We start from the raw sequence: 22,872 nt of genomic DNA on the forward strand, positions 1-22,872 counted from the left end.
GGGTAGCGATAGCATTGATCCACTCTGCGTGCCGACAGAGTTCATCCCGCTGACGCTAAAACCCGAGTGTCAGCGACCTCAGCTTGTGCTCTACAACGCTGTCAAAATGGCTTGCCAGTTGCTCACAGCGCTCGGATGTCAGACCCTCACAGCAGTTTATTCCCAGAACAAACCCCTGGGCTTTGGCCCCCCCTTTGACTGCAAGAATCATCGACCCCGCGAGTTCGATCTCGCGAAGGAGTCTGTCAGCCTGTCGCTTTATGGGGCCGGGCAAATCGTTGAAGGCTTCTTTCATGGCTGTCTCCGCAGCATTCATTACACACACACGCACACACGCACACACAAGGCATCTGAGGCGCTATCGGTCTCTTGAAAGCATCGACCGAAAGACGGTGCAGGAGTTTCGCTGTGTGCGAGCGGAAGGCGATGATGTGCAGCGAAAAGCCTCACGGGGAGCGTACCGGCGCATTCAAGGATGAAACCTGCGCCCCAATGCATCCAGGCGCACCGCAATCGGCGGCAGGCGTTCGCTGCTGCGCGCCAGGGTTTCGACATCGTCGGCGGTGCTTTGGGCGATGCTCTGCACCGACTGCAAGCGCCCGACGATCTCCAGGTTCGCCGAGGTCTGCTCGCGGGTGGTCGCGACGATGCGGCCATTAAGTTGATCGATATGCGCAATGTCCTCGCCGACCGCCCGGAGCATCTGCACCGCCAATTGGCTGTCTTGCACGCAACGCTCCACGCCTTCGCGGCTGGCGTGCATGGCTTCGACGGCCTCGCGGCTGCCATGCTGCAGGCCCTCGATGATGGTTTTGATTTCCTGGGTGGAGAGGGCGGTGCGCTGTGCCAGGCTGCGCACTTCGTCGGCGACCACGGCAAACCCGCGGCCTTGCTCGCCGGCGCGGGCGGCTTCGATGGCCGCGTTGAGGGCCAGCAGGTTGGTCTGGTTGGCGATGCTGCTGATCACTTCCAGCACCGAGCCGATTTGCTCGGCCTGCACGGCCAACGATTGCACGGTGGATTCAGTGCCGTTGATGCGTGAGGCCAACTGGCTGATTTCAAGCTGGGCGCGGCCGACGCTCTCCTGGCCGCGAACAATTTGCTGACTGGCTTGGCCGGCGTGTTCCACGGCTTGTTCGACTTGCACCGTAATGTGGCCCATGGCGTCTTCCATGCGCTGCATCGAACCGTTCATTTCGCCGATCTGCACCAGTTGATGCCGCGCACCTTTTTCCAGGGTGCCACTGGCGCAGGCCAGTTCCTGGCCGAGTTGCCCCAGGCCGTGGGAGTCGCGGGCGACACCGTCGATCAGGTGAGTCAGTTGTTGCAGGAAGTGGTCGAAGCGCTTGGCCAGGGACACGCGTACCTTGTCTTCACCCTGCGCGCTTTGCTCGGTGAACTGTGAAGTTACAGCGAGCATCTTCTCAAGCATTTCCTGGCTTTCGACAGCTTCCGCCTGGCTGTGGACCGCCAGGTACAACAGGGCCACGGTTTCCATCACCACATAGAAGGCGTGGACGAAGATCATCGTCCAGCCGCCGTGATGCTCCATCACAAACACCGGCAAACCCTGGTGCTGCAGCGCATGGAACACCAGGTGGTGCACGGCGATGGTCAGCGCCGCCACCAGGATCGGCAGCCAGTCACGGTAGAAGGTCAACACCGCCAACAGCGCGAAAATGCCGAAGTGGGATTCGATCACCCCGTGTGCCTGATTGATGTGCAACGCCGCCATCACCATCAAGCCGGCGCCCAGTGCGCAACGCATCACGCGGGTGCCGCCGATGACACGGTAGAGAGCCGTCAGCACCATGCCGGTGCCGCCACCGACGATCAGCGCCTGGAGCAAGGTGTCATGCCAGAACGCCAACCCCAGGGAGAACAGGAACATCAGCCAGATCAATGCCAGCATGATGCGGTCGGCCTTGCGATAGTGCTCCTGGAAGCGTGTGCGAAGGGGCATTCACGGTTACTCCATGTAGTGATGCCAGCAACCAAGCATGTGGCGTGCCACGATGGCCGCTGGTCGATAGCAAGTCAGGTGCAGCGTTTTTTACCGGATCAGATCCGGCAATCGGTTATCGGCAGGCGGGAAGGGGACTTGAGTGGGAGGGCGCAGGCCCTCCCACGGTACAGCCTGGAATCAGAAGCTGTATTTGGCGGTCAGCATCATGTTGCGTGGGCTGCCATAGGAGTCGCCGCCATAGTCCACATCGTTGGAAATGGACTGGTAGTACCGGCGATCGAAGATGTTGTTGGCATTGACTTGCAGGTCCAGGTGTTGGTTGACCCGGTAGCCGGCCATCAGGTCGGTGACGGCGTAACCGCCTTGCTTGAGCCGGTAGGTGCTGCCATCGGCCAGCTTGATGTCGTTGTACATGCGGCTCTGCCAGGAGATGTTGCCGCCGACCCGGAGTTTTTCCAGTGGGCCCTGGAAGTTATAGCGAGTGGTGACTTTGAACAGGTGTTCGGGGGTGTCGGTGTCGAACTGCTTGTTGACCTTCTGCGGGTTGGCGTCGTCCTTGATGGTGTGGGTTCGCGCGTAGGTGTAGCCACCGCCGACTTGCCAGTTCTCGGTCAAGGCACCTTGCAGTTCGAAGTCGATGCCCTGGCTGCGGATTTCCCCCGAGGCCTGGTTGCAAGAGGCCTGTGGGCAGTTCGGCACAACGATCTGCACGGCGCGGTTTTCCTGGTCAACGCGGAACAGCGCCACGCTCGCATTCAACGCGCCCCCCAGGTATTCGCCCTTGAGGCCGATTTCATAGTTCTTGCCGACGATGGGCTTGAGCGGGGTGCCGGCAGTGCTCTTCTCTTTCTGTGGCGTGAAGATGTCGCTGTAGCTTGCATACACCGAGTGCTGGTCGTTCAGTTCGTAGATCAAGCCGGCGTAGCGGGTGAGGTTGCGGGTAACCTTGTAGTCGCCGTCGCCATCACGGTTGTCATAGTCATACCAATCCAAGCGCCCGCCAAGGATCAGCTTCAACGGGTCAGCCAGGCTCAGGCGCGAGGTCAGGTAGAAACCGTCCTGGGTGGTGACTTCACGAGCGTTATTGGTGCGGGTGAAGTTCGGTTTGCCGGCATTGATCGGCCAGTTCATCTCATACGGGCTGTAGTTATGAGTGGTCATGTCGTAGATGCGCTTGCTGGCGCCCACCACCAGTTCATGAGTGCGCCCGAACGCCTCGAACGGGCCGCTGGCAAAGGCGTCGACGCCGGCCTGGTTTTCATCATAGCGGGCCTGATACACCGTGCGGGCGAGGGTCTTGTTCGTCCAGCGCGATTGGTAGGAGCCGGAGAACAATGCGTCCTGTTCGGAATAATTGGCGTTGACCTGCAGGCTCCAGTCATTGGCCAGGCGCTGGCGCAGCTCGGCGAACACGGTATTGATTTCCTGGTCTTTGTTTTCCCAGTCGGTACCGGGGTTGTAGGAGCGCGATAGGTCCAGGTGATGGCCATCCAGGCCGACCATCGAAGCCCCCCAGAAGTAGTTGGTCTTGTCCTTCTGGTTCGAGTAGCCGAGGGTGAGAGTGGTGTCTTCGCTCAGGTCGGCTTCGGTGACGGCGTAGAACAGGCCGTGATCCTGCTCGGCCTTGTCGATAAAGCTGTTGGCGTCGCGGTAGGACGTGACGACGCGACCGCGCCAGGTGCCACTGGGGTTGAGCGGGCTGGAGGCGTCGAATTCGCCACGGTAGTCATCCCAGCTGCCGGCGGCGCCGGTGAGGGTGACTTTCTGTTCGTCCAGGGGCCGCTTGCGGATCAGGTTGATGGCGGCCGAAGGGTTGCCCGCGCCGGTCACCAGGCCGGTAGCGCCGCGCACCACCTCGACGCGGTCGAACATCGCCAGGTTTGGCTGGGCGCCCACCGACGCGCCGTTGTAACCGCTGGGGATACCGTCATACATGAGGTTGTCGACATTGAAGCCGCGTGCGGTGTAAGCCTGCCGGCCGGGGCCGTTGGAGTAGTTCAGGAACAACCCGGGCGTTGCGTTGACCACGTCGTTGATGCTGGTCATGGCCTGGTCATCCATGCGCTGGCGCGTAATCACGGTGACAGCTTGTGGGGTTTCACGCAGGGTCAGCGGCAGTTTGGTTGCAGTCTTCATCGAGCCGGTGGTGTATGACTCGCTGCCTTCAGTGGTTGCGCCAAGCTGCTGGCCCGACACCTGGGTGGCGCCCAGCTCAATGGTGGCCGGGGCTTCGGCGTCGGCGGCCAGGGCCGCTTGTGAGGTTGCTAGGCAGATCGCCATCGCCATTGAGCTGGGTGAAAAAACGTTGCTGACGCGTTGTTGCACAGACATGGATATAGGGCTCCCAAAGGCCATCCGTGGCAAATAAAAAATCTGTTGATAATTATTCGCATCAGTGTGGCAGATCCAAGCTCTGGGAAAAAGTCTTACATGGCCGTGTAGGAGCGAGCTTGCTCGCTCCTACAGCGGTTTCTGGGTCAGAAATCCATTCTTACGCCGAGCGTCCCATGGCGGCCGTTGAAGCTATTGCTGTCCAGGTTGCGGTCATAACCGACTTCACCGTACAGGCTGATGCCCTGGGCAACTTGCAGGGTTGCCCCGAGGCTGGCATCCATCGTGGTGGATTTCTGTTCGGTGTCTATACGCGTCACATCGTTGAATATCACACTGTTGTCCCCAGCGCTGGAATGCCAGACATTCGCACGCACATAAGGCTGCAGCGGCAGGCCATTGACGGTGTAATCGCCGCGCAAGCGCACACCCAGGCGCGTAGTGACGTTGGTATCGGCGTCATAGGAAACGTGGGAAATACCGTCGTTTTGGCTATCGAGCTTGGTTTTGCCGACGATCAACTGCGCCTGGGGCTCCAGAATCCAGCGAGCGCTCAGCGCGAACGGCCAGCCCACTTCGGCGGAGGCGGTAACGTTATGCCCGCGGGTTTTCATCTTGACGCCACGCGCTGACTCGTTGTTGCCATCAAAGCGGGTGCCCATCAACACCAGGTCAAGATAAGCCTGGTTGGCGCCGATCAGTGTCCAGTAGACCCCCAGGCTATCGCCGCGCAAGGTGGTTTTGCCGGCGTCCTTGTTCTCCCAGCCGCCGTTGAAGCCTTTTACATTGCCTTTGAGGCGACTGTGACCGACAAAGAACCCAAGGCGCTGCAACAGGCCGTTGTCCAGCAGGCTGGCGAACACATCGGTGCCGACCTGGAACCCTGTCAGCGAACCGTCCAACGTAGGGTTGACCGCACCGGCGAGACTCTGGCGGCTGCTGCTGCCGTAGACCCGGCCCCAACCTGCCGGCATGACGCCGGTTTGCTGTTGCCGGCTCTGATCGCCCATGCGCTCGTGATACGTGCCGAGCATGCCCTGCACGATTTGCTGCGCGGCAGGAAACAACACAGAGTACAGCGGTACTTCGGGGCGATAGATCGGGACCTCCTTGTCAGTGGGGTTAGACGGCAGGGGCGGGGTTCCAACCACCGGCTCAGGCACTGGCGTGACCGGCCCTTCAGGTTCGGGCAGCGGTGTGACCGGAATCGTGGAGCGCAGGTAATAACTCTGCTCGGTTCCAGCCGTGCCCGCGCCTTTGAACAGGTAGTAGTCAAACGCCCCGGCCGTTACCGTATTGCCCAAGGTAAAGGCAGTGCCAGGCCCGCTGGCGCCATTGAGCGCCTGTACTACCTGGATGCCGTCTTGTAACGTCGCCGCGCCGGCGCCCCCAAGGTTGGTAATCAACAGGGTGGTGTTGCCCTGCAGTGTGCCGTTGCTGACCACCAGTTTGTCGCTGGCCGAGTCGTCTGCTCCCAACACGGTTTGCAGCGCCAGACGCCCGCCGTTGCCGGTGTAGTTGCCGTTGATGGTCAAGGTGTCACGGGCGGTGGTGCTGCCAGTGACCATGTCGAGGGTGCCGCTGTTGGTCACGTTGACCAACTGGCCGGCGGTAAACGGATTGATCCCGCCCGTGTTGATCAGCAGTGCACTGGTGCTATCAATGAGCAGGGCGCCGGTGCCAGTCTCGCTGTCCCCCAGAGTCAACGTCCCGCCCAGGTTCATTTGTGAGCCGTTGTCCAGGCGAATGCTTTCCCAGTTGGCAAACAGGCCGGGATCAGCGGTTTTGGTGTTGTCCAGGGTCAGGGCGTCAATCCCCACGCCACCATCTATCAGTTGCGCAGCCGCCACTTGCTCAGCCACCAGCCCCTGAAGCAGCGCCGTATCGTCGCCGGCCCCCATTAACACGGAGGAATGCAGGTTGCCGCCGGACCAGATAAATTCATCGTTACCGAAGCTGAGCAACACTTGCCCGTTAACCTCACCACCGGAAATGATCACCTGATCGTCACCGCCGCTGACGCTGATATTGCCGCCCACGAACGCGTTGTTTGAAATCAGGATGGTGTCTTTGCCGAAGCCGGTCACCAGGTTGCCGATGATCCGGCCACCAGACATATCGAACCGGTTGTCATCGAGTTTCATGTTGACCCGGCCGATGGTGCCGCCGGTCATCGTCGCATTGTCGCCGTCGTCGAAGCCGCCGGTGATGATGCCGTCGCTCATGTTGAAGACGTCCAGGCCGTCGCCCTGTTCCAGCGAGGCAATGGTGCCGCCGCGCATGTCAAAACGGTCGATCCCCGAGCCCTGGTTGACAGCGCCTGCCTGGCCCCCGGAAATCTCCACCCCATCAGCGCCCGCGCCTTGGCTGATGGATCCGGTGATACTGCCCTGGTTGAGCTGGAAAATGTTATTGCCATCACCCTGGTTGAGGTTGCCATCGATGCCCGCGCTCGGGCCGTTGACAACCACGTGATCATTGCCGCTTCCAAAGATCACATTCCCGCTTACTCGACCCGTGGCGGTGAGTTCGAGGGTGTTGTCGCCGCCGGTATCGATAAAGCCCGGCGCGGTGGCGCTGTCACAACTGGAGGTGTCGTTGCCTGGCGTGTTATTGACCGTGCACGCCGCATACGAGGCAAACGGCCATGCCGTCAGAATAATCGCTGAGTACAACAAAGAAGTTATCCGTGTGCGCATGATCCGTCCTCGCTTGAGCACAATGATGTCCCGTCGCCCGGAACAGCGGGCGCGGTTCAAAACCATGGCAACAACGAACGCGATACGGATCAGGGACTACGAGTTACCTGCATCTGAAAACACCGGGCAATGCAATGGGTTGGCATGGCTTTCTCGACCGCACCTCAACTGGCGCAGCACTTGTCGCACCTTAGTTGCAGATAGAAAAGGCCGCCACTGTAAAACCTGACAGGTATAGACGAGCCAATGCCTAGGTGAACACGATCTCGTAGGGTTCGCGCATACGCTCAAGCAACACTTGGGCGAGCATGGGCGGCAAGCCTATCTGCGGGTCGCCGACCAATTGGCTGGCATAGGCATGGGCGGCGTGCAGTTTGCGCGCCACGCTCCAGGTGTCCAGGCGCACCTTGCGTGCGCGTTGCCAGGGAATCACCGCACCCTCGCGTGCCGGCCAATGCCAGGCCCAGATCGCCAGTTCATACAGTCGCGCGCCCACCAGGCTACAGGCTTTTGCACTCGCCCGACCGACTGCATCGTGGTCGTCATTACCGTCATTGCGCCAGGTGGTAAACACCACGTCTCCAGGTTGCAAGTAGCGCGCAATGAACTGGCTCATCGGCTGCTCGTGGGCAGCTAGCGCGTCGTCGCAAAAACCACCGCGAATCCATTTGAGGCTGTGCAACGGCATACCGAGGCGGCGCAAGGCCTCGGCGCTTTCCTGGGGGCGCACCACGCTCAAGCGCCTGGCCGGCCACACCTGGGAGCCTGGATGGCTGGCGCTTCCATCGGTAATGGAGATCAATTTCAGCGGATGCTCGCGGGTGCTGAGCAGTTGCAGCAAACCGCCGCACGCCAGGACTTCATCGCCAGGGTGGGGCGCTATCACCACAACCCGGGCACCGGGCGGCACCAGGGTAGCCAGTGCGATGCAGGGGATTTGCGCCAACTGCGGCGCGCTGTTCCAGATTTGCGCGGGGCCGCGACGGCCTTCGCTTGAGGAGGCAGGCTTCATGGGGTGTCACGTCCTTGTCGGTGGGTAATGCTCTTGACTTCAGCGCAGGCTCCGCTGCGGTGAGTGCACGGCATTCCAATCCTGGGATGCTATGCAAGGCACTCTCAGCATAGACAAGGATGTGTCACAGGTTTGTCGTTTTTTTACGAAACCATCATCAGGCTTTTCAGGTAATCGCCGAAACCGCCCTGGGCGCGGCAATCCAGGCGTGCGCTGGTGACCACTTGCGGCGCATGGCTCCAGGCAATGGAAGCACCGCAACGTTCCAGTTCGCGCACCAATTGCACATCCTCGTGGCACGCCAGCGGTTCAAAGCCGCCGGCCTGCACATAGGCACTGGCACTCACGCCCAGGTTGGCGCCATGGATGTGCTGATGGCCATCACGCGCCTGGTAAGCCTGGTGATAACGAATCTGCGCCGCGGGGTCAAACCCCTCACTCCAGGCGTCCACGGTCACGGTGCCACACACCGCGTCACAGCCCAGGGCCAGTTGAGCCACCAGCCAGTCGGGGGCCACGCGGCTGTCGGCGTCGGTACAGGAAATCCAGCGCGCACCCTGGTTCAACAAGTGCCGTGCGCCGACGCCTCGGGCTCGCCCTACGTTGCGTGCCTGCACCTGGACGCTTTGCACATCATGCGCCTGGGCGATCGCTGCACTGGCATCGCTGCAACTGTCGAGCACTACCAGGATCTGCACCGTTTCCCCGTGCAACCCCGGATGGTTGGCGGCGATCTGCGCAGCCCTCAGGCAGTCATCCAGCAGCGCTTCTTCGTTGTGCACCGGAATCAAGATGCCGATCATCGCAACCCCTCATGGCGCGCGACCGAGGTGCCATCGCGGCTCCACAAATCGAGCAGAAAATCCTTGTCATGGTGCTGTACCAGCGGTGGCATACCCAGTCGGTGCTGGAGCAGGGCGTGCACCTGTTCGGCGGTTTGCGGGCAACCTTCAATGGGCGGGCGCCAGTGGCAGGCCAGGAGTTGGCCGTTATCGGTCAAAGCGGCGAGGGCGCAATCGATCAGACGATTCAGATCATTTACATCAAGGTAGTAACAAAGCTCGCTCAACACGATCAGTTCGAACTGACCCGCGGGCCATTCATGGGGCAGCCGGCGCTGTTCTACATGAGCATGAGCAAACGCGGTCAGGCGCGTCTGTGCCAGTTGCACGGCGGCGCTAGCGGTGTCGCAGCACAGCAGGCGCTCACAACGGGTCGCCAGTTCGGCGCTCAGCTCGCCGTTGGCACAACCAGGCTCGAAGATCGAGGCATAGCGCGGTCGGGTCAGCACGGCCAGGGTCAGTGCGCGCTTGCGTTGTTCGTACCAACGCTGACCAAACGCCCAGGGGTCGTCGTTACCAGCAAACAGTTGATCAAAGTACGGGGTGGCCACGCTCATACAAACACCACTTCAAAAGGTTGCAGCAAGCGTTCCACTACGTAGGGTGCCAGCACCGGCGGCAGGCCGACCTGCGGGTCGCCCTCCAACTGGCTGGCGAACGCGTGGATCGCGTGGCGTTTGCGTGCCACTTGCTCGGGCGTCAATGCAATCTTGCGCGCCCGATGCCAGGGCACCCGGTGGTCTTCGGCAGTCGCCCAGTGCCAGGTCCACACCGGCAGTTCGCACAGGGTGGCGCCGACAGCCTGGACCGCTTTGGCGCTGGCACGGCCCACCGCTTCGTGGTCGCAATGGCCATCCTCGCGCCAGGTGGCGAACACGATGTCGGTGGGTTTGAGGTGACGCTGGATGAACTCGCACAGTTGGGCTTCGCGCTCGGCCACCTTGCTGTCGGTAAAACCGCCGCGCAGCCACTTCAAGCTATGCAACGGCAGGCCCAGGCGGTGCAGTGCCTGGGCCGACTCCTGCGGGCGCACCACGCCCAGGCGTGCCACCGGCCAGCGTTTGGAGCCGGGATGGCTGGCGCTGCCGTCGGTGACGGAGATCAACAGGATTGGGCGCTCCAACACGGCCAGACCTTGCAGCAGGCCACCGCTGCCGAGTACTTCATCGTCCGGGTGCGGTGCGATGATCACCGCGCGGTGCCCCTGCGGTACCAACTGCGCGGCGCTGATGTGCGGCAACTCGGCCAGCCGTGCCGAGGTTTGCCAATGATTGAGTGGGGTGCCCTGGCCGACAATCGGATTGGGTTTCATAACTGCCACCGTCCCGAGTCGTCGCCGGTGACCAGTTCGCCGAGGGCAGCCAGGTCGCGTTCGGCATGACTTTGCCGCACATACACCGGCAAATCTGCCATCAACCGGGCAAAGTGCGGGTCTTTGCAGTAGGGGCCGGCGCCTACCGCATGGCCGACATGACGCATGACCTGCTCGACGGTGTCTTCAATACATGCGCGTGCCTGTTGGGCCAGTTGCCTGGCATTGGCGCGAGGCTCGCGGTCTATCTGCCCGGCGCTGGCGCGTAGTACGCAAGCGGCGCTGTTCAGTGCGCTGTCAACTGCCCCTAAATGGGCCAGCGCGTGAGGCTCCGAGCGCTGCGCACAGTGCGCGCGCAGCACTTCGCCCAAGCGTTGCGCGCCGCCATACCAGCACGCGGCGATACCGACTCCGCCTTGCCAGAAGCCGGGGCGCGACAGGTAATCACCCGGCCCACCTACCGCGATACCCTTGACCGCGTTGAACAGAACGTCAACGCTACCGGTGGCAGCCATGCCTACCGCATTCCAGCCCTCGTCCGACACCGTGACGCCGGGTTGATTCATCGCCACGGCCACCAGCTGCTGCCGATCATCCTCGTCCCAGGCAGTCAGCAAGCCGTGGCTGACCACCGCCGCGCCGGAACACCAGGCTTTGCGTCCATCGACGATCAGCCACTGACCGTCGCGCCGTACACGCACCTTGGCTGTGGGTGGTTCGGCCGCCCACATGCCCCACGTACTGCCAAGCGGCGGCGCGGGGCTGTCGAGTTCGGCCATGATCGCCAGCGCGTCGGTATGACCTTCGAACAACTTGCACAGGCGCAAGTCATGGCCGGCCACCTGGGCCAGCCGACTGAAGCGGGCCAGGGTTTCGCCGCTGCCCGGCAGCGGCAGTTGATCGAGGCCTTCTTCCTGAAGTGCCTTCAGTGCCGTACCCAGGGCGTACGTATCCGCGTAGCCCCGGTAGCCCTGAAGGAAACTGTGCAACGCCATTTCACACCTCGTCTTCACGCTGCAGTTCAAACAACAGCAATGAGCGGCCGGTCACGGCGTACTCATGCTCAAAGTCAAAACGCTCCTGGCCGCGTATCGCCGGCTCATTGGTGTCGAGCATGCACGTCCAGAACTCACCCTCCGGCACCGGCGGCAGGCGGAAATTGACCATGTCATGGTGGGCATTGACCACCAGCAACAGCGTAGCATCGGCACCCGCCCGGCGGATCCCGGTTTCCTGGGCGCGGCCATCCATCAACATGCCCAGGCAGCGACCCTGGCTGTCTTCCCATTGCTCGGTGTTCATTTCGTTGCCATCGGGCGCCAGCCAGGTGACGTCTTTTACGCCGATGTCTTCGTTGTAGTCGCCGACCAGAAAGCGTCCACGACGCAGAATCGGGTAGGCCAGGCGCAGCTTGATCAAGCGCTTGACGAACTTGAGCAGGGCCTTGCCGTCATCGTCCAGGTCCCAGTTGACCCAACCGATTTCGCTGTCCTGGCAGTAGGCATTGTTGTTGCCGTGCTGGGTGCGCGCGAACTCGTCACCGGCGACGATCATCGGAGTGCCCTGGGCCAGCAGCAGGGTGGCGAAGAAGTTGCGCATCTGGCGCAGGCGCAGTGCGTTGATCTCAGGGTCGTCGGTCGGGCCTTCGACACCGTGGTTCCATGACAGGTTGTTATTGCTGCCGTCCTGGTTGTTTTCGTCGTTGGCCTCGTTGTGCTTGTCGTTGTACGAGACCAGGTCGTGCAAGGTAAAACCGTCGTGGGCGGTGATGAAGTTCACCGAGCTGTAAGGTCGGCGCCCACGATGGTTGAACATCTCGCCCGAGGCCGTCATGCGCCCGGCAAAATCCGCCAGTTGGCCGTCATCGCCTTTCCAGAACGCACGCACGGTGTCGCGGAAGCGGTCGTTCCATTCCACCCAGCCTGGCGGGAAGTTGCCCACCTGGTAGCCGCCAGGGCCGCAGTCCCAGGGTTCGGCAATCATTTTCAACTGGCGCAGCACTGGATCCTGGCGGCAGGCGACCAGGAAGCTGTGGCGTTCGTCGAACCCGTCGCGGTAGCGGCCCAGAATGGTTGCCAGGTCGAAGCGGAAACCGTCCACATGCATCTCGGTGGCCCAGTAACGCAGGGAGTCGGTGACCATTTGCAGCACGCAAGGGTGGCTCAGGTCCAGGGTGTTGCCGGTACCGGAGTCGTTGATGTAGAAGCGCTTGTCGTCGGGCATCAGGCGGTAGTAAGAGGCGTTGTCGATGCCGCGCATGGACAGGGTCGGGCCGCGCTCGTTGCCTTCGGCGGTGTGGTTGTAGACCACGTCCAGAATCACTTCCAGCTTCTGCTCATGCAGGTGCGCGACCATCTCCTTGAACTCGGCGATCTTGCCGCTGGCCAGGTAGCGCGGGTCGGGGGCGAAGAAGGCAATGCTGTTGTAGCCCCAGTAGTTGGTCATGCCTTTTTCCAGCAAGTGCTGGTCGTTGACGAAGGCGTGCACCGGCAGCAGCTCGACCGAAGAGACGCCCAACTGGCGGATATGTTTGAGCACGTCGTCTTCCATCAAGCCGGCGCAGGTGCCGCGCACGGACTCGCCCACCGATGGGTGGCGCATGCTGATGCCGCGCAAATGGGTTTCATAGATGATCGTGCGGTCCCAGGGCACCCGTACGGGTTGATCGTTGCCCCAGGTGTGCGCCGGGTCGATGACCTTGCACTTGGGCACGAAGGGCGCGCTGTCGCGCTCATCGAAGCTGAGGTCGTCATCCGGGTGGCCGATGGTGTAGCCGAACAGCGCCTCCGACCATTTGAGTTCGCCCACCAGTTGCTTGGCGTAGGGGTCGATCAGCAGCTTGTTGTGGTTGAAGCGATGACCATTGGCCGGGTCGTACGCGCCGTACACGCGGTAGCCGTAGATCAGCCCGGGGTGGGCGTCGGGCAGGTAACCGTGGAAGATCTCGTCGGTGTATTCGGGCAGTTCGATGCGCTCCAGCTCGACTTCGCCGGTGTCATCGAACAGGCATAACTCCACTTTGGTGGCGTTGGCCGAAAACAGTGCAAAGTTGACGCCCAGGCCATCCCAGGTGGCGCCGAGCGGGAAGGGCAAACCTTCACGAATCCGCGACGGTTCATGATCCGGCGTCGCTGTGGTGTTCTCGGGTCTGCTCATGGTGTTGCTCCTGCAAGGGGTCTTTTCTCGGACCGAACGCGGCCGTGCTGACGGTGTTTCAGCAAAGGACATGGACGAAAAAGGGCCTGCAGCCTGGGATAACGGCTGCAGGCCCGAGAAATCATGGGGCGGGTGGTTTTGGCTTCTTCGGGGCGGTCGGTTTTTTCGCCGCGGGCTTGGCGGCTACCGGATTGAGTTTGGCGGCCGCCTTGGGCGCGGTTTTCGGCTTGGCGGCAGGCTTGGGCTTGCTGGGCGTCAGCGCCTCGGCTTCGGCCAGTTTGCGCGCCATCTCCCAGTGGCGATCGTGCGCACCGTCCGGCTTGCCTTCAGACTCCCAGATCTGATGCGCCAGTTCGCGAATACGTTTGTCTTCTTTACTCATCACAAACTCCTCACAGAAAATGTTCAGCTTTCTTGATTATCAGGATTGATAAAGACATTGACCGGGAGATCCCCCAGGGCAGCGCTGATCAACAGCTCCTTGTTGGGTGTGACTGCGCCTGTTTGAAAAAGTCCCTTCCAGTTTTGTGTTGTGGTGGCGAACGGTAATTTCATCCGGGTATCGCCCCACACCTGCGCATTGATGTGGGGAAATACACCGTTTTCCAGCAACGGATAAGGCCAGCGCGGCACCACCACCAACAGCTGTTGGCCCTGGTGCTCACGGTAAAACGCAACCACGCGCTCCGCGTGCCGACCCACCACTTCGAGCGGCGTATAGCTGCCTTTGCGAAACAGCTCGGGACAGGCTCTGCTTGCGTTCAGCACCTGGGCGATCAACGCTTGTTTGATACGCCCATCGCGCCAGTTGAACAACAGCTCACCGATGTCGGGTGGGGTATCCAAGGCACGCTGGCGCGCATCGAAATCCACCGGGCGTCGGTTGTCCGGATCCACCAGGCTGAAGTCCCAGAACTCGTCGCCCTGGTACACATCCGGTACACCCGGCACGGTGAGGTGAAGCAAAGTTTGCGCCAGGCTGTTCAGAGCGCCGGAGGGGGCGATGGCTTGAGCGGCGCCGTCGAGCGCATCGCGCAGCGCTTGGCCGGCTTCGCTGAGCAGTAGACGCTTGAGGAAGCGCTCGACACCCTGCTCATAGGCTTCGTTGGGCGCGCTCCAGCTGCTTTGTAACTTGGCTTCGCGCAGGGCTTTCTGTTGCCATTGCCAGAGCCGTTGCTGGTAAGCCTCAAAGTCCGGGTTGTGCTCCAGCGGCCAACTGCCGAGCAGCACCTGATACAGGATCAGCTCATCACCCGCCGAGGGGCTATCGGTGCCCTCGCGCAAGGGCGCGGCGAGGTTGCGCCAGTGTTCGACCTGTTCGGCATACCAGGGCGCGCACTCGCTGAGCACCGCCAGGCGTGCGCGGGTGTCTTCGCCGCGCTTGTGGTCATGGGTGGCGGTGGCCAGCAGATTGTTCGGGAAGCTAGCCAGGCGCTGTTGATTGGCCTGGTGAAAATCTGCCAACGGCGCACTGAATTGTTCGGTACTGAAGCCCACGTCGTTACGCGACAGCAATACGGCCGAGCGATAGAACGCGGTGTCTTCCACGGCCTTTGCTGCGGCGGGTGATGTCAGCTGCTGGAAGCGCACGCAGGCATGTTTGAGGATCTTGCGCTCACGGCCCACCGGGCGATTGCGCCAAGGCTGGCCGCCCAACCATTTTTCCAGGTGCTCAAGCACCGGCCAGTCGCCTTCGTTAAGGGTACTGCGCGCACCGTCCATGGCCTGCTGGAACACTTTGTCGTCGGCGGTGCTGCGGCCCCTGGCACTGATGTAGGTGCGGTACACCGGGAAATGCACAATCAGCTCCTGCAAGGCCCGACGGATCGCACCCAGGGTCAGGTCGCGGGTCATCACATCATCGCGGGCCACTTGCAGCAGGGCCTGGGCCACGCTTTCGAAGTCGCCGCCCAACGAGCCATTGAGGATTTGCTGGCGCGCCAAGCGGGCTTCGTCGATAAACGCCGAGGGCCGTTCGCTGTGGCGCGTCCACAGGTCGGCCAGCGGAGCAAAACCGTCAGGATGGTGTTGCAGCAACGACAGTTGATTCATGAATTCGTAGCCAGTGGTGCCGTCCACTTGCCAGTCTTCGCGCAGGGTTTCGCCTTCGCCGAGGATCTTTTCCACGAAGATCGGCAAATGGCGCTGTGGTGACAGCGCGTCCACGCGGCGGCGTAGTTTGCGGCAATAACCACGTGGGTCGGCCAGGCCGTCGATATGGTCGATGCGCAGGCCATCGATCAAGCCCGCGCTGATCAGCTCGAAAATCTTGCCGTGGGTGGCTTCGAACACTGCTGTGCGCTCCACGCGCAGGCCGCCCAGCTCATTGACGTCGAAGAAGCGCCGCCAGTTGATGTCGTCTGCGGCGGTGCGCCAACTGGCCAGGCGGTAGGTCTGTTGCTCAAGCAGATGATGCAAGCGCTCGAAACCCTCAGGCTGGCGACCATCAAAAGCGGCCAGCCGTTGCTTGATGGCCGGTAAGACTTCGGTGGCGCGTTCGGTCAGCGCCTGCTTGAGCCAAGCGGCTTCGGTGTAGGCATCGTCGTGATAGGCGAGGGCGGCGAAACGCTCGGCCAGCGGTTTGAGCACCTCATCGCCGCCCAGGATCAAGGCGTAGTCCCGTGGGCAGATCGGGAAGCGATGCTCGTAATGCTCGGCGTAGAAGCTGCCGTGAGCGGCGTCGAACTTGAGCGTCAACGCTCCGCTCTGCAAGGCTTCGCCGTAATCGCTGCCCAGGAACGGCATCAGCAATTGGCCTTTGAGCAACGGGTCGGGCGAGTGCCACTGGATGTCGAAAAACTCGCTGTAGGGGCTCAAGCGCCCCCATTCCAGCAGGTCCAGCCACCAGGGGTTATCCGCGCCACCCACGGCCATGTGATTGGAAACGATATCCAGGATCAGGCCCATGTTGTGTTCACGCAGGGTGGCGACCAGGCGACGCAATGCTGCCTCGCCACCCAACTCCGGGTTGACGCGGGCGGGGTCGACCACATCGTAGCCATGCATGGAGCCGGCGCGGGCGCTCAGGAGCGGCGAGGCATACAGGTGGCTGATGCCCAGTCGGGCAAAATACGGCACCAGCGGCACCGCATCATCGAGGGTAAAGCCTTTATGAAATTGCAGGCGCTGGGTGGCGCGCAGGGGCAGTACGTTCATCGGTCACGCTCATAGGCTTGGTTGCGCGCCACGGCCAACAGTTCGAGGCGGCGCGCAGCACTGTCGTGGTCGAGCAGGCTGGCGGCCTCGCCTGGCACGCGTCGGCGCCAGTTGGGGTGGGTGTCGAGGGTGCCGGGCAGGTTGGCTTGCTCTTCGATGCCCAGCGCGTCCTCCAGCGGCAGCAATACCAGTGGCGCACGGGTGTGGCCGAGGTAGCGCACGCTGGCGTCGATCACGTGGTCGGTGTCGTTGCGGATCTCATCGACAAAGTTCTGCGGGTCCTGGCTCAAGGCCTGACGCAGTGCATGACGTTCGCGCAGACGGTGTTCGCTCCATTGCTCCACGGTGGGAGGGTCGATCAGGTCGAGCTGGATATTCCACTCGATATCACGGCTGTGCCACCAGCCATTGAGGGTGGGCAGGTCGTGGGTGCTGGTGGTGGCCAAGGCGTTGTCGGGCCAGTCAAGAATCGGCGTGAACCGGCCTTCGTGGTCCTGTTCGAACAGCAATACGCGCATACCCAGAATCGAGCGGGCGCTGAGCTTTTCACGCAGGCCCTCGGGCACCGTACCCAGGTCTTCACCGAGGACGATGGCCTGGTGGCGGTGGGATTCCAGCGCCAGCAAACGCAGCAGGTCGTCCACGGGGTAATACAAGTAGGCGCCTTCGCGGGGCGAGGCACCCAGGGGGATGACCCACAGGCGTTGCAGGCCCATCACATGATCGATGCGCAAGCCACCGGCATGGGCGAAGTTGGCCCGCAGCATTTCGATAAACGCACGGAAGCCATTGCGCTTGAGACCTTCCGGGGAGAAGGCGGAGATGCCCCAACCCTGGCCTGCACGGTTGAGAATATCCGGCGGTGCGCCAACCGTGAGGTCGGCCAGCAGTTCATCCTGGCGACTCCATGCCTGGCTGCCGCCACCGTCGGCACCCACCGCCAGGTCGGCAATCAGGCCGATGCCCATGCCGCTGCCACGGGCGGCCTGTTGCGCGCGCGCCAGGCTGCGGGCGATCAACCATTGGGTGAAGGCAAAGTAGCCGATCTCATCGCGGTTTTCTTCAGCAAACTGCGCCAGCGCCGGGCTCTGCGGCGTGCGCCAGTCTTCGGGCCAGTGGCGCCAGTCGAGCTCTTCGCCGGCGGCGGCACGTTGCGCTTGCACGGCTTCGAAGCGGCAGTGGTTTTCCAGGGCCTCGCCGCCGGCCTGGCGGAAGCTCTGGAAGTCGGCATGTTGCGGATGTGCGCCGTGGCGGAAGTCTTCATACAGCGCACGCAGCAGGCGTTGCTTGGCCTTGGCGGCGGTGGGCCAGTCGATCAGCGTGAGTTGCTCCAAATCCCGCAGTTCGTCGGTCAGGCCGACGGCCTCGATAGCGTCGCGCACTTCACGCTCGCCAAGGATGCAGGCGGGCGAGGCGTACAGGCTGTTGAGAAACAGGCGGCTGGACGGTGAATAAGGGCTGAAACGTTCGGTGTCGGCGCTGAACATTGCGTGCATGGGGCTGATCGCCACCGCGTCGGCACCGCGTTCGGCAGCCGAGCGCACCAGATGCTCCAGGGCCAGGGTGTCCCCAAAGCCACCATCGCCGAGGCGACGCAAGGCATACAGCTGGGCACTCAAGCCCCAGGCGCGAGCGGGGCGGCTGTCCACCGCGTCGGCCACGCTGTAGCAGTGGCTGGGCGCAACGGCCAGGGTGAAGGTTTGCCCATCGATATGCACCTGGTGGTAGCCGAGGGCAATCACCCCGGGCAGCACCGCATTGCCGTCCAGGCGCAGCTCCAGGGTTTCACCACCTTCCAGGCTGACGCGACACGGGGTGTCCGGGGCGAAGTAGCGCGCCAGGTCCAGGCTTGCGCCGCTGTCGATGGTGATCAAGGGCGGCAGGTGCGTGTCTTGTTGCACCTGCTCCAGTTCCTGCAGGCTGGCGTCGATCTCGGCGTCGGTATCGGCCGGGTGCCCCAGCCCTTTGAGAACGGCGCGCAAGGCCTCGGGCTGCACGTGTTGCGGGCGACCGTTGGCATCGATCCAATCGACGGCCAGGCCCGCGCGACTGGCGAGTAGTTCCAGGTTCGCTTCGCTCAAAAGTGTTCTCCGGCAGGTGATAAGCAGACGCGTGCGCTCAACGGTGGTAACTGCGTACCTTGCTGGGCAGGCGTCTGGAAAATGATGGGGTGTGGCGCGGGGTGGTCCAGAGGCTGTTCGCTCAGGTTCAAATCTATCTGCAACAGGCTGCCGTTGCCCAGGCGCCAACGCGCCGTGACAGCTCCCTCGGCCATCACCTGCGCGCCCAAGGCCACAGTGCCCGGCAAGTGCGGCACTATGTGTTGGTGACGCAGGCTCAACAGCTGACGATAGAGCTGGGTGTGCTCGTTCTCGATGAAAGAGGGTGCCGATTGCACAAAGGTTTCCAGTGCATTGGGATCGGGAATACGTTCGCGTTGCTCGGGGTCGTGAAACGCCGCGAAATCGGCGAACTCGTTGCGCCGGCCTTCGCGCACCGCCTCGGCCAGTTCGCCGTGGTGGTCGGTGAAAAACAGAAAGGGTTCGGCCGCATTCACCTCATCGCCCATGAACATCAGCGGAATCATCGGGCTGAGCAGCAATAGAGCCGTCGCCGCGTTCAGCGCCTGGGGCGAACACAGTTGGTGCAGGCGTTCGCCCAGGGCGCGGTTGCCGATCTGGTCGTGGTTCTGCAAAAACGCCACGAAAGCGCTGGGCGGCAGATCTGCACTGGGTTCGCCGCGTGCATGGCCGTGGCGGGTAGTTTCGCCCTGATATATAAAGCCCTCGCCCAGGCAACGCGCCAGTTTGGCGGTGGGCTGTTCGGCGAAATCGCTGTAATAGGCGTCGGTTTCACCGGTCAGCAGCACGTGCAGCACGTTATGAAAGTCATCATTCCACTGGGCGTTGAAATCTTCCTTAAGCAGGCTGGCCTGGTTCAGCTCGTTCTCCAGCACCAGCCACACGTGCCGGTCGTCGTGCACCTGCTGACGCACGCGGTGTGCCAGTTCCTGCAAGAACCCGGGATTATCGATGGCGTGTACCGCATCCAGGCGCAGGCCGTCGAAGCGGTATTCCAGCAGCCACATCAGCGCGTTATCAAGGAAAAAATCCCGCACTTCACGGCGCTCGAAATCGATACCGGCGCCCCACGGGGTATGCACGTCCTCCTGGAAGAACCCCGTGGCGTACTGGCCCAGGTAATTGCCGTCGGGCCCGAAGTGGTTGTAGACCACATCGAGCATCACCGCCAAACCATGGGCATGGGCAGTGTCGATCAAGTGCTTGAGCTGCTCGGGCGTACCGTAGTCGGCGTGCGGTGCGTAGGGCAGCACGCCGTCATAGCCCCAGTTGCGTTCACCGGGGAATTGCGCCAGTGGCATCAACTCGATCGCAGTGATTCCCAGCTCAGCCAGGCGTGGCAGGTGTTTCTCGATTTCGGCGTAGCCACCCATGGCGCCCACATGCAGTTCGTAGATCACCGCGGTGTGCCAGGGGCGACCTTGCCACTGGGTATTGCGCCATGGGTAAGCGTTGGGGTCGACCACTTGGCTCCAACCGTGCACGTCCTGGGCCTGGGCCCTGGAAGCGGGGTCGGGAACCGCGTTTTCCCCATCGATGTTAAAGCGGTAGAGCGTGCCGGCAGGGCAGGCTGCTTCGACTTCGAACCAGCCATCCGCCTGGGGCAGCAGGGTGATGGATTTACCGTGTTGCAATTCAACGCTGACATAAAAAGCGTCTGGCGCCCACAAGGCAAAACGCGTGTGTTGCGCGTCCAGCATGATTGCGCCGTGGGGCCAGGTGTCCAGAGTCCGTAACGGCATCTATGAAGACCTCCCAGGTTGGTTCAAGTGGCTATTTGGTTGGTTTCCCCAAGGCCTTGGCCACCAGTTGTTCGTAGAGCTCGGCGTAGGGTTCAACCGCCTGGCACCAGTTGAACGGTTGTGTCATGGCGCGGCTGCGCATGGCGTTGAGCAGGCTGGGGAAGGCGAATACCTTGAAGGCACGGCGCAGGGCTTCTTCGTAGCTTTGCACCGTCGATTCATTGAACAGGAAGCCGGTGACGCCATCTTCAATGGTGTCCGCCAGGCCACCGGTATTACGCGCCACCGGCAACGAACCAAAGCGTTGCGCGTACATCTGGCTCAGGCCGCAAGGTTCATAGCGCGAAGGCATCAACAGGAAGTCGCTGCCGGCAAACATGCGACGGGCATCGGTCTCGTTGAAGCCGATGCGCACACCCACCTGGCCCGGGAAGCGCAGCGCCAATTCGCGCATGGCCTGTTCCTCTTCGGGTTCGCCACGGCCGATGATCGCGATCTGGCCACCGTTTTCGACGATAAAGCCTGCGACCGCTTCAGTCAGGTCCAGACCCTTCTGATAAACCAGGCGTGACACCACGGCGAATAGCGGGCCGTTGGACGCGTGCAGTCCAAACAGCTCGCGCACATGGGTGGCGTTTATCGCCTTGCCTTCCCAGTCGCCGATATTGAAATTGTGGGTCAAGTGCGTATCGGTGGACGTTTCCCAGCTTTCGTCGATGCCGTTGGGAATCCCGCTGAGCAAACCTTGTTGAGTCTTGCTGGCAAGAAAGCCATCCAGGCCACAGCCGAATTCCGGCGTGGTGATTTCCTGGGCGTAGGTGGCGCTCACGGTGGTGATGTGGCTGGAATACGCCATGCCCGCCTTGAGGAACGACATCTTGCCGTAGAACTCCATGCCTTCCTGCTGCAGGGCGTGGGGTGGGATGCCTAGTTCGGGCGTCGACGCCAGGCTCACCACACCCTGATAGGCCAGGTTATGAATGGTGAACAGTGTTGGCGTGCGTGACCCACGCCAGTGCATGTACGCCGGCGCAAGGCCCGCGGGCCAGTCATGGGCGTGCACCAGGTCGGGGCACCAATGGATCTGTGCCAGGTTGGCGGCCATGTCGGCGGCGGCCAGGCCCAGGCGGGCGAAGCGAATATGGTTATCCGGCCAGTCGCGGCCGTTATTGGCGCCGTACGGCGTGCCTTCACGCTCATACAGTTCGGGGCAGATCAGCACATAGATGACCAGGCCGTCCGCCAGGTCCATACGCCCGATCTTGCACGGCGGCAGCGCCGCGTGGCCGCCCAGCTCACCGACGATATGAATCGGATTGTCGCTTTCCATCACTTGCGGGTACCCGGGGATCAGCACCCGCACATCGTGCAAATGCGCCATGGCGCGGGGCAGGGCGGCGGACACATCGCCCAGGCCACCGGTTTTCACCAGGTCGGCGAACTCGGAAGTGACGAACAAGACTTTCTTTCGATTCGGATTCTGACTCACGATCGGCCGCACAGTGTTGGGCAGGTCGACCAAAGACGTTGGCCCCCCTACCGGCTGACTAAAACGCTCTCCCTGAGTATCTACTGCGGCACTGATCATAATGCACTCCCATTTGTTGGTTCGCTAATGGCCCGCTGCCATCAGCTCCAAGTGGCCGCATCCTGCGGCCAGGCACACCAGCGCTATACAAGCTGGCAAGGCGTATGCCAGTTGCAACGTCGGCTGAAAAAGATTGGATGAACGGGCATTCGGCGTGAAACGCTCGTGCACGTCCTTACCTAAAACTTGACCTGAGGCGGAGTTGGAAAGTTTAGATTTTTTGCGGGGTTTTTGTTTTGGAACGGACCCATCGGTCATGAGTCTAGGCCAGATCCCAGAGCCTGCCGGGTTTAGCGCGGTTTTTTGTAGGACAAAATAAATCTAACGATATGCCAGCCGCTGTGGCGAGGGAGCTTGCTCCCGCTGGGACGCGTAGCGGACCCCAGATATTGGGAGCGCTGCGCACTCCAGCGGGAGCAAGCTCCCTCGTCACAAGGGCGGGCGCCCTTAAATGGTGCGTCAGCCCAGCACGCGGATGGGCACGCCATCGGCCCAGGCCTGAATGTCTTCAATCATCTGTTGATAGAACTGCCGGTAATTGTGCTCACTCACGTACCCCACGTGTGGCGTGGCCAGCACATTGGGCAAGCGGCGAAATGGATGATCAGTCGGCAACGGTTCCTGGGCAAACACATCCAGCGCCGCCCCGGCCAGGCGGCCACTGCTCAATACCTGCACCAGCGCCTGCTCATCCACAATCGGCCCGCGTGCGGTGTTCACCAGGTGCGCCGTGGGCTTCATCCACGCCAGAGCCTGGGCATCCACCAGCCCACGGCTGCGCTCACTGAGCACCAGATGGATGGTGAGGATATCCGCCTGTTCAAACAACTCGCGCTTGCTGACCCATGTCACGCCTGCTTCAGCCGCCCGTTGCGGCGTGAGGTTTTCGCTCCAGGCGATCACCCGCATACCAAATGCCTGGGCAAACGTTGCGACTTTCTGGCCGATACTGCCCAGGCCGAGCACGCCCAGGGTCTTGCCATGCAG

General features: G+C 62.0%; 16 protein-coding genes. All 16 read right to left on the minus strand.

What is annotated here, in order from left to right:
- Window positions 1-55: 55 nt before the first annotated feature.
- On the minus strand, window positions 56-295 hold the full coding sequence (locus tag E4O97_RS03885; protein WP_216091503.1) for a hypothetical protein: 240 nt from the start codon (window positions 293-295) through the stop codon (window positions 56-58).
- A 174-nt stretch (window positions 296-469) separates the two neighbouring features.
- Window positions 470-1,963: a methyl-accepting chemotaxis protein gene (locus tag E4O97_RS03890; RefSeq protein ID WP_216091502.1), complete on the minus strand. Its 1,494-nt coding sequence runs from the start codon at window positions 1,961-1,963 to the stop codon at window positions 470-472.
- A gap of 180 nt (window positions 1,964-2,143) precedes the next feature.
- Window positions 2,144-4,297, minus strand: coding sequence for a TonB-dependent siderophore receptor (locus E4O97_RS03895; protein ID WP_216091501.1), 2,154 nt, complete (start codon window positions 4,295-4,297; stop codon window positions 2,144-2,146).
- A 146-nt stretch (window positions 4,298-4,443) separates the two neighbouring features.
- Complete coding sequence (locus E4O97_RS03900; protein ID WP_248160866.1) at window positions 4,444-6,996, minus strand: autotransporter outer membrane beta-barrel domain-containing protein; 2,553 nt, start codon at window positions 6,994-6,996, stop codon at window positions 4,444-4,446.
- 250 nt (window positions 6,997-7,246) lie between these two features.
- Window positions 7,247-8,008, minus strand: coding sequence for a PIG-L family deacetylase (locus E4O97_RS03905; protein ID WP_032880929.1), 762 nt, complete (start codon window positions 8,006-8,008; stop codon window positions 7,247-7,249).
- 143 nt (window positions 8,009-8,151) lie between these two features.
- Window positions 8,152-8,811 (minus strand): glycosyltransferase, encoded by a 660-nt coding sequence (locus E4O97_RS03910; RefSeq protein ID WP_248160867.1) that lies wholly within the window; start codon window positions 8,809-8,811, stop codon window positions 8,152-8,154.
- On the minus strand, window positions 8,808-9,407 hold the full coding sequence (locus E4O97_RS03915; protein ID WP_248160868.1) for an SAM-dependent methyltransferase: 600 nt from the start codon (window positions 9,405-9,407) through the stop codon (window positions 8,808-8,810). Before E4O97_RS03915 ends, E4O97_RS03910 begins: the two co-directional genes overlap by 4 nt.
- The gene (locus tag E4O97_RS03920; RefSeq protein ID WP_005788022.1) at window positions 9,404-10,162 is read right to left on the minus strand and encodes a PIG-L family deacetylase; all 759 of its coding nucleotides are present in this window, start codon (window positions 10,160-10,162) and stop codon (window positions 9,404-9,406) included. The genes E4O97_RS03915 and E4O97_RS03920 overlap by 4 nt, the downstream gene beginning before the upstream one ends.
- Entirely contained in the window at window positions 10,159-11,157 is a 999-nt protein-coding gene (locus E4O97_RS03925) for an acyl-CoA dehydrogenase family protein (protein ID WP_248160869.1), read from the minus strand. Before E4O97_RS03925 ends, E4O97_RS03920 begins: the two co-directional genes overlap by 4 nt.
- Window position 11,158: 1 nt before the next feature.
- Window positions 11,159-13,318, minus strand: a complete 2,160-nt coding sequence (glgX, locus tag E4O97_RS03930) for a glycogen debranching protein GlgX (protein ID WP_148853963.1) — start codon at window positions 13,316-13,318, stop codon at window positions 11,159-11,161.
- 121 nt (window positions 13,319-13,439) lie between these two features.
- Window positions 13,440-13,700, minus strand: a complete 261-nt coding sequence (locus tag E4O97_RS03935) for a DUF2934 domain-containing protein (protein ID WP_248133232.1) — start codon at window positions 13,698-13,700, stop codon at window positions 13,440-13,442.
- Between the two features lie 23 nt (window positions 13,701-13,723).
- Window positions 13,724-16,474 carry a malto-oligosyltrehalose synthase gene (locus E4O97_RS03940; RefSeq protein WP_248160870.1) on the minus strand — a complete coding sequence of 917 codons (2,751 nt, stop codon included), beginning with the start codon at window positions 16,472-16,474 and terminating at the stop codon, window positions 13,724-13,726.
- Complete coding sequence (malQ, locus tag E4O97_RS03945) at window positions 16,471-18,555, minus strand: 4-alpha-glucanotransferase (RefSeq protein WP_248160871.1); 2,085 nt, start codon at window positions 18,553-18,555, stop codon at window positions 16,471-16,473. The genes E4O97_RS03940 and malQ overlap by 4 nt, the downstream gene beginning before the upstream one ends.
- Complete coding sequence (gene treZ / locus E4O97_RS03950) at window positions 18,552-20,297, minus strand: malto-oligosyltrehalose trehalohydrolase (protein ID WP_248160872.1); 1,746 nt, start codon at window positions 20,295-20,297, stop codon at window positions 18,552-18,554. The genes malQ and treZ overlap by 4 nt, the downstream gene beginning before the upstream one ends.
- 31 nt (window positions 20,298-20,328) lie before the next feature.
- Window positions 20,329-21,885, minus strand: a complete 1,557-nt coding sequence (glgA, locus tag E4O97_RS03955; RefSeq protein ID WP_078821278.1) for a glycogen synthase GlgA — start codon at window positions 21,883-21,885, stop codon at window positions 20,329-20,331.
- Window positions 21,886-22,344: 459 nt separating this feature from the next.
- Window positions 22,345-22,872, minus strand: a 528-nt coding sequence (locus E4O97_RS03960; RefSeq protein ID WP_282445294.1) for an NAD(P)-dependent oxidoreductase, incomplete at its 5' end; no start/stop codon positions are given.

Source organism: Pseudomonas sp. W15Feb34, assembly GCF_023127765.1.
Classification (GTDB): Bacteria; Pseudomonadota; Gammaproteobacteria; order Pseudomonadales; family Pseudomonadaceae; genus Aquipseudomonas; species Aquipseudomonas synxantha_A.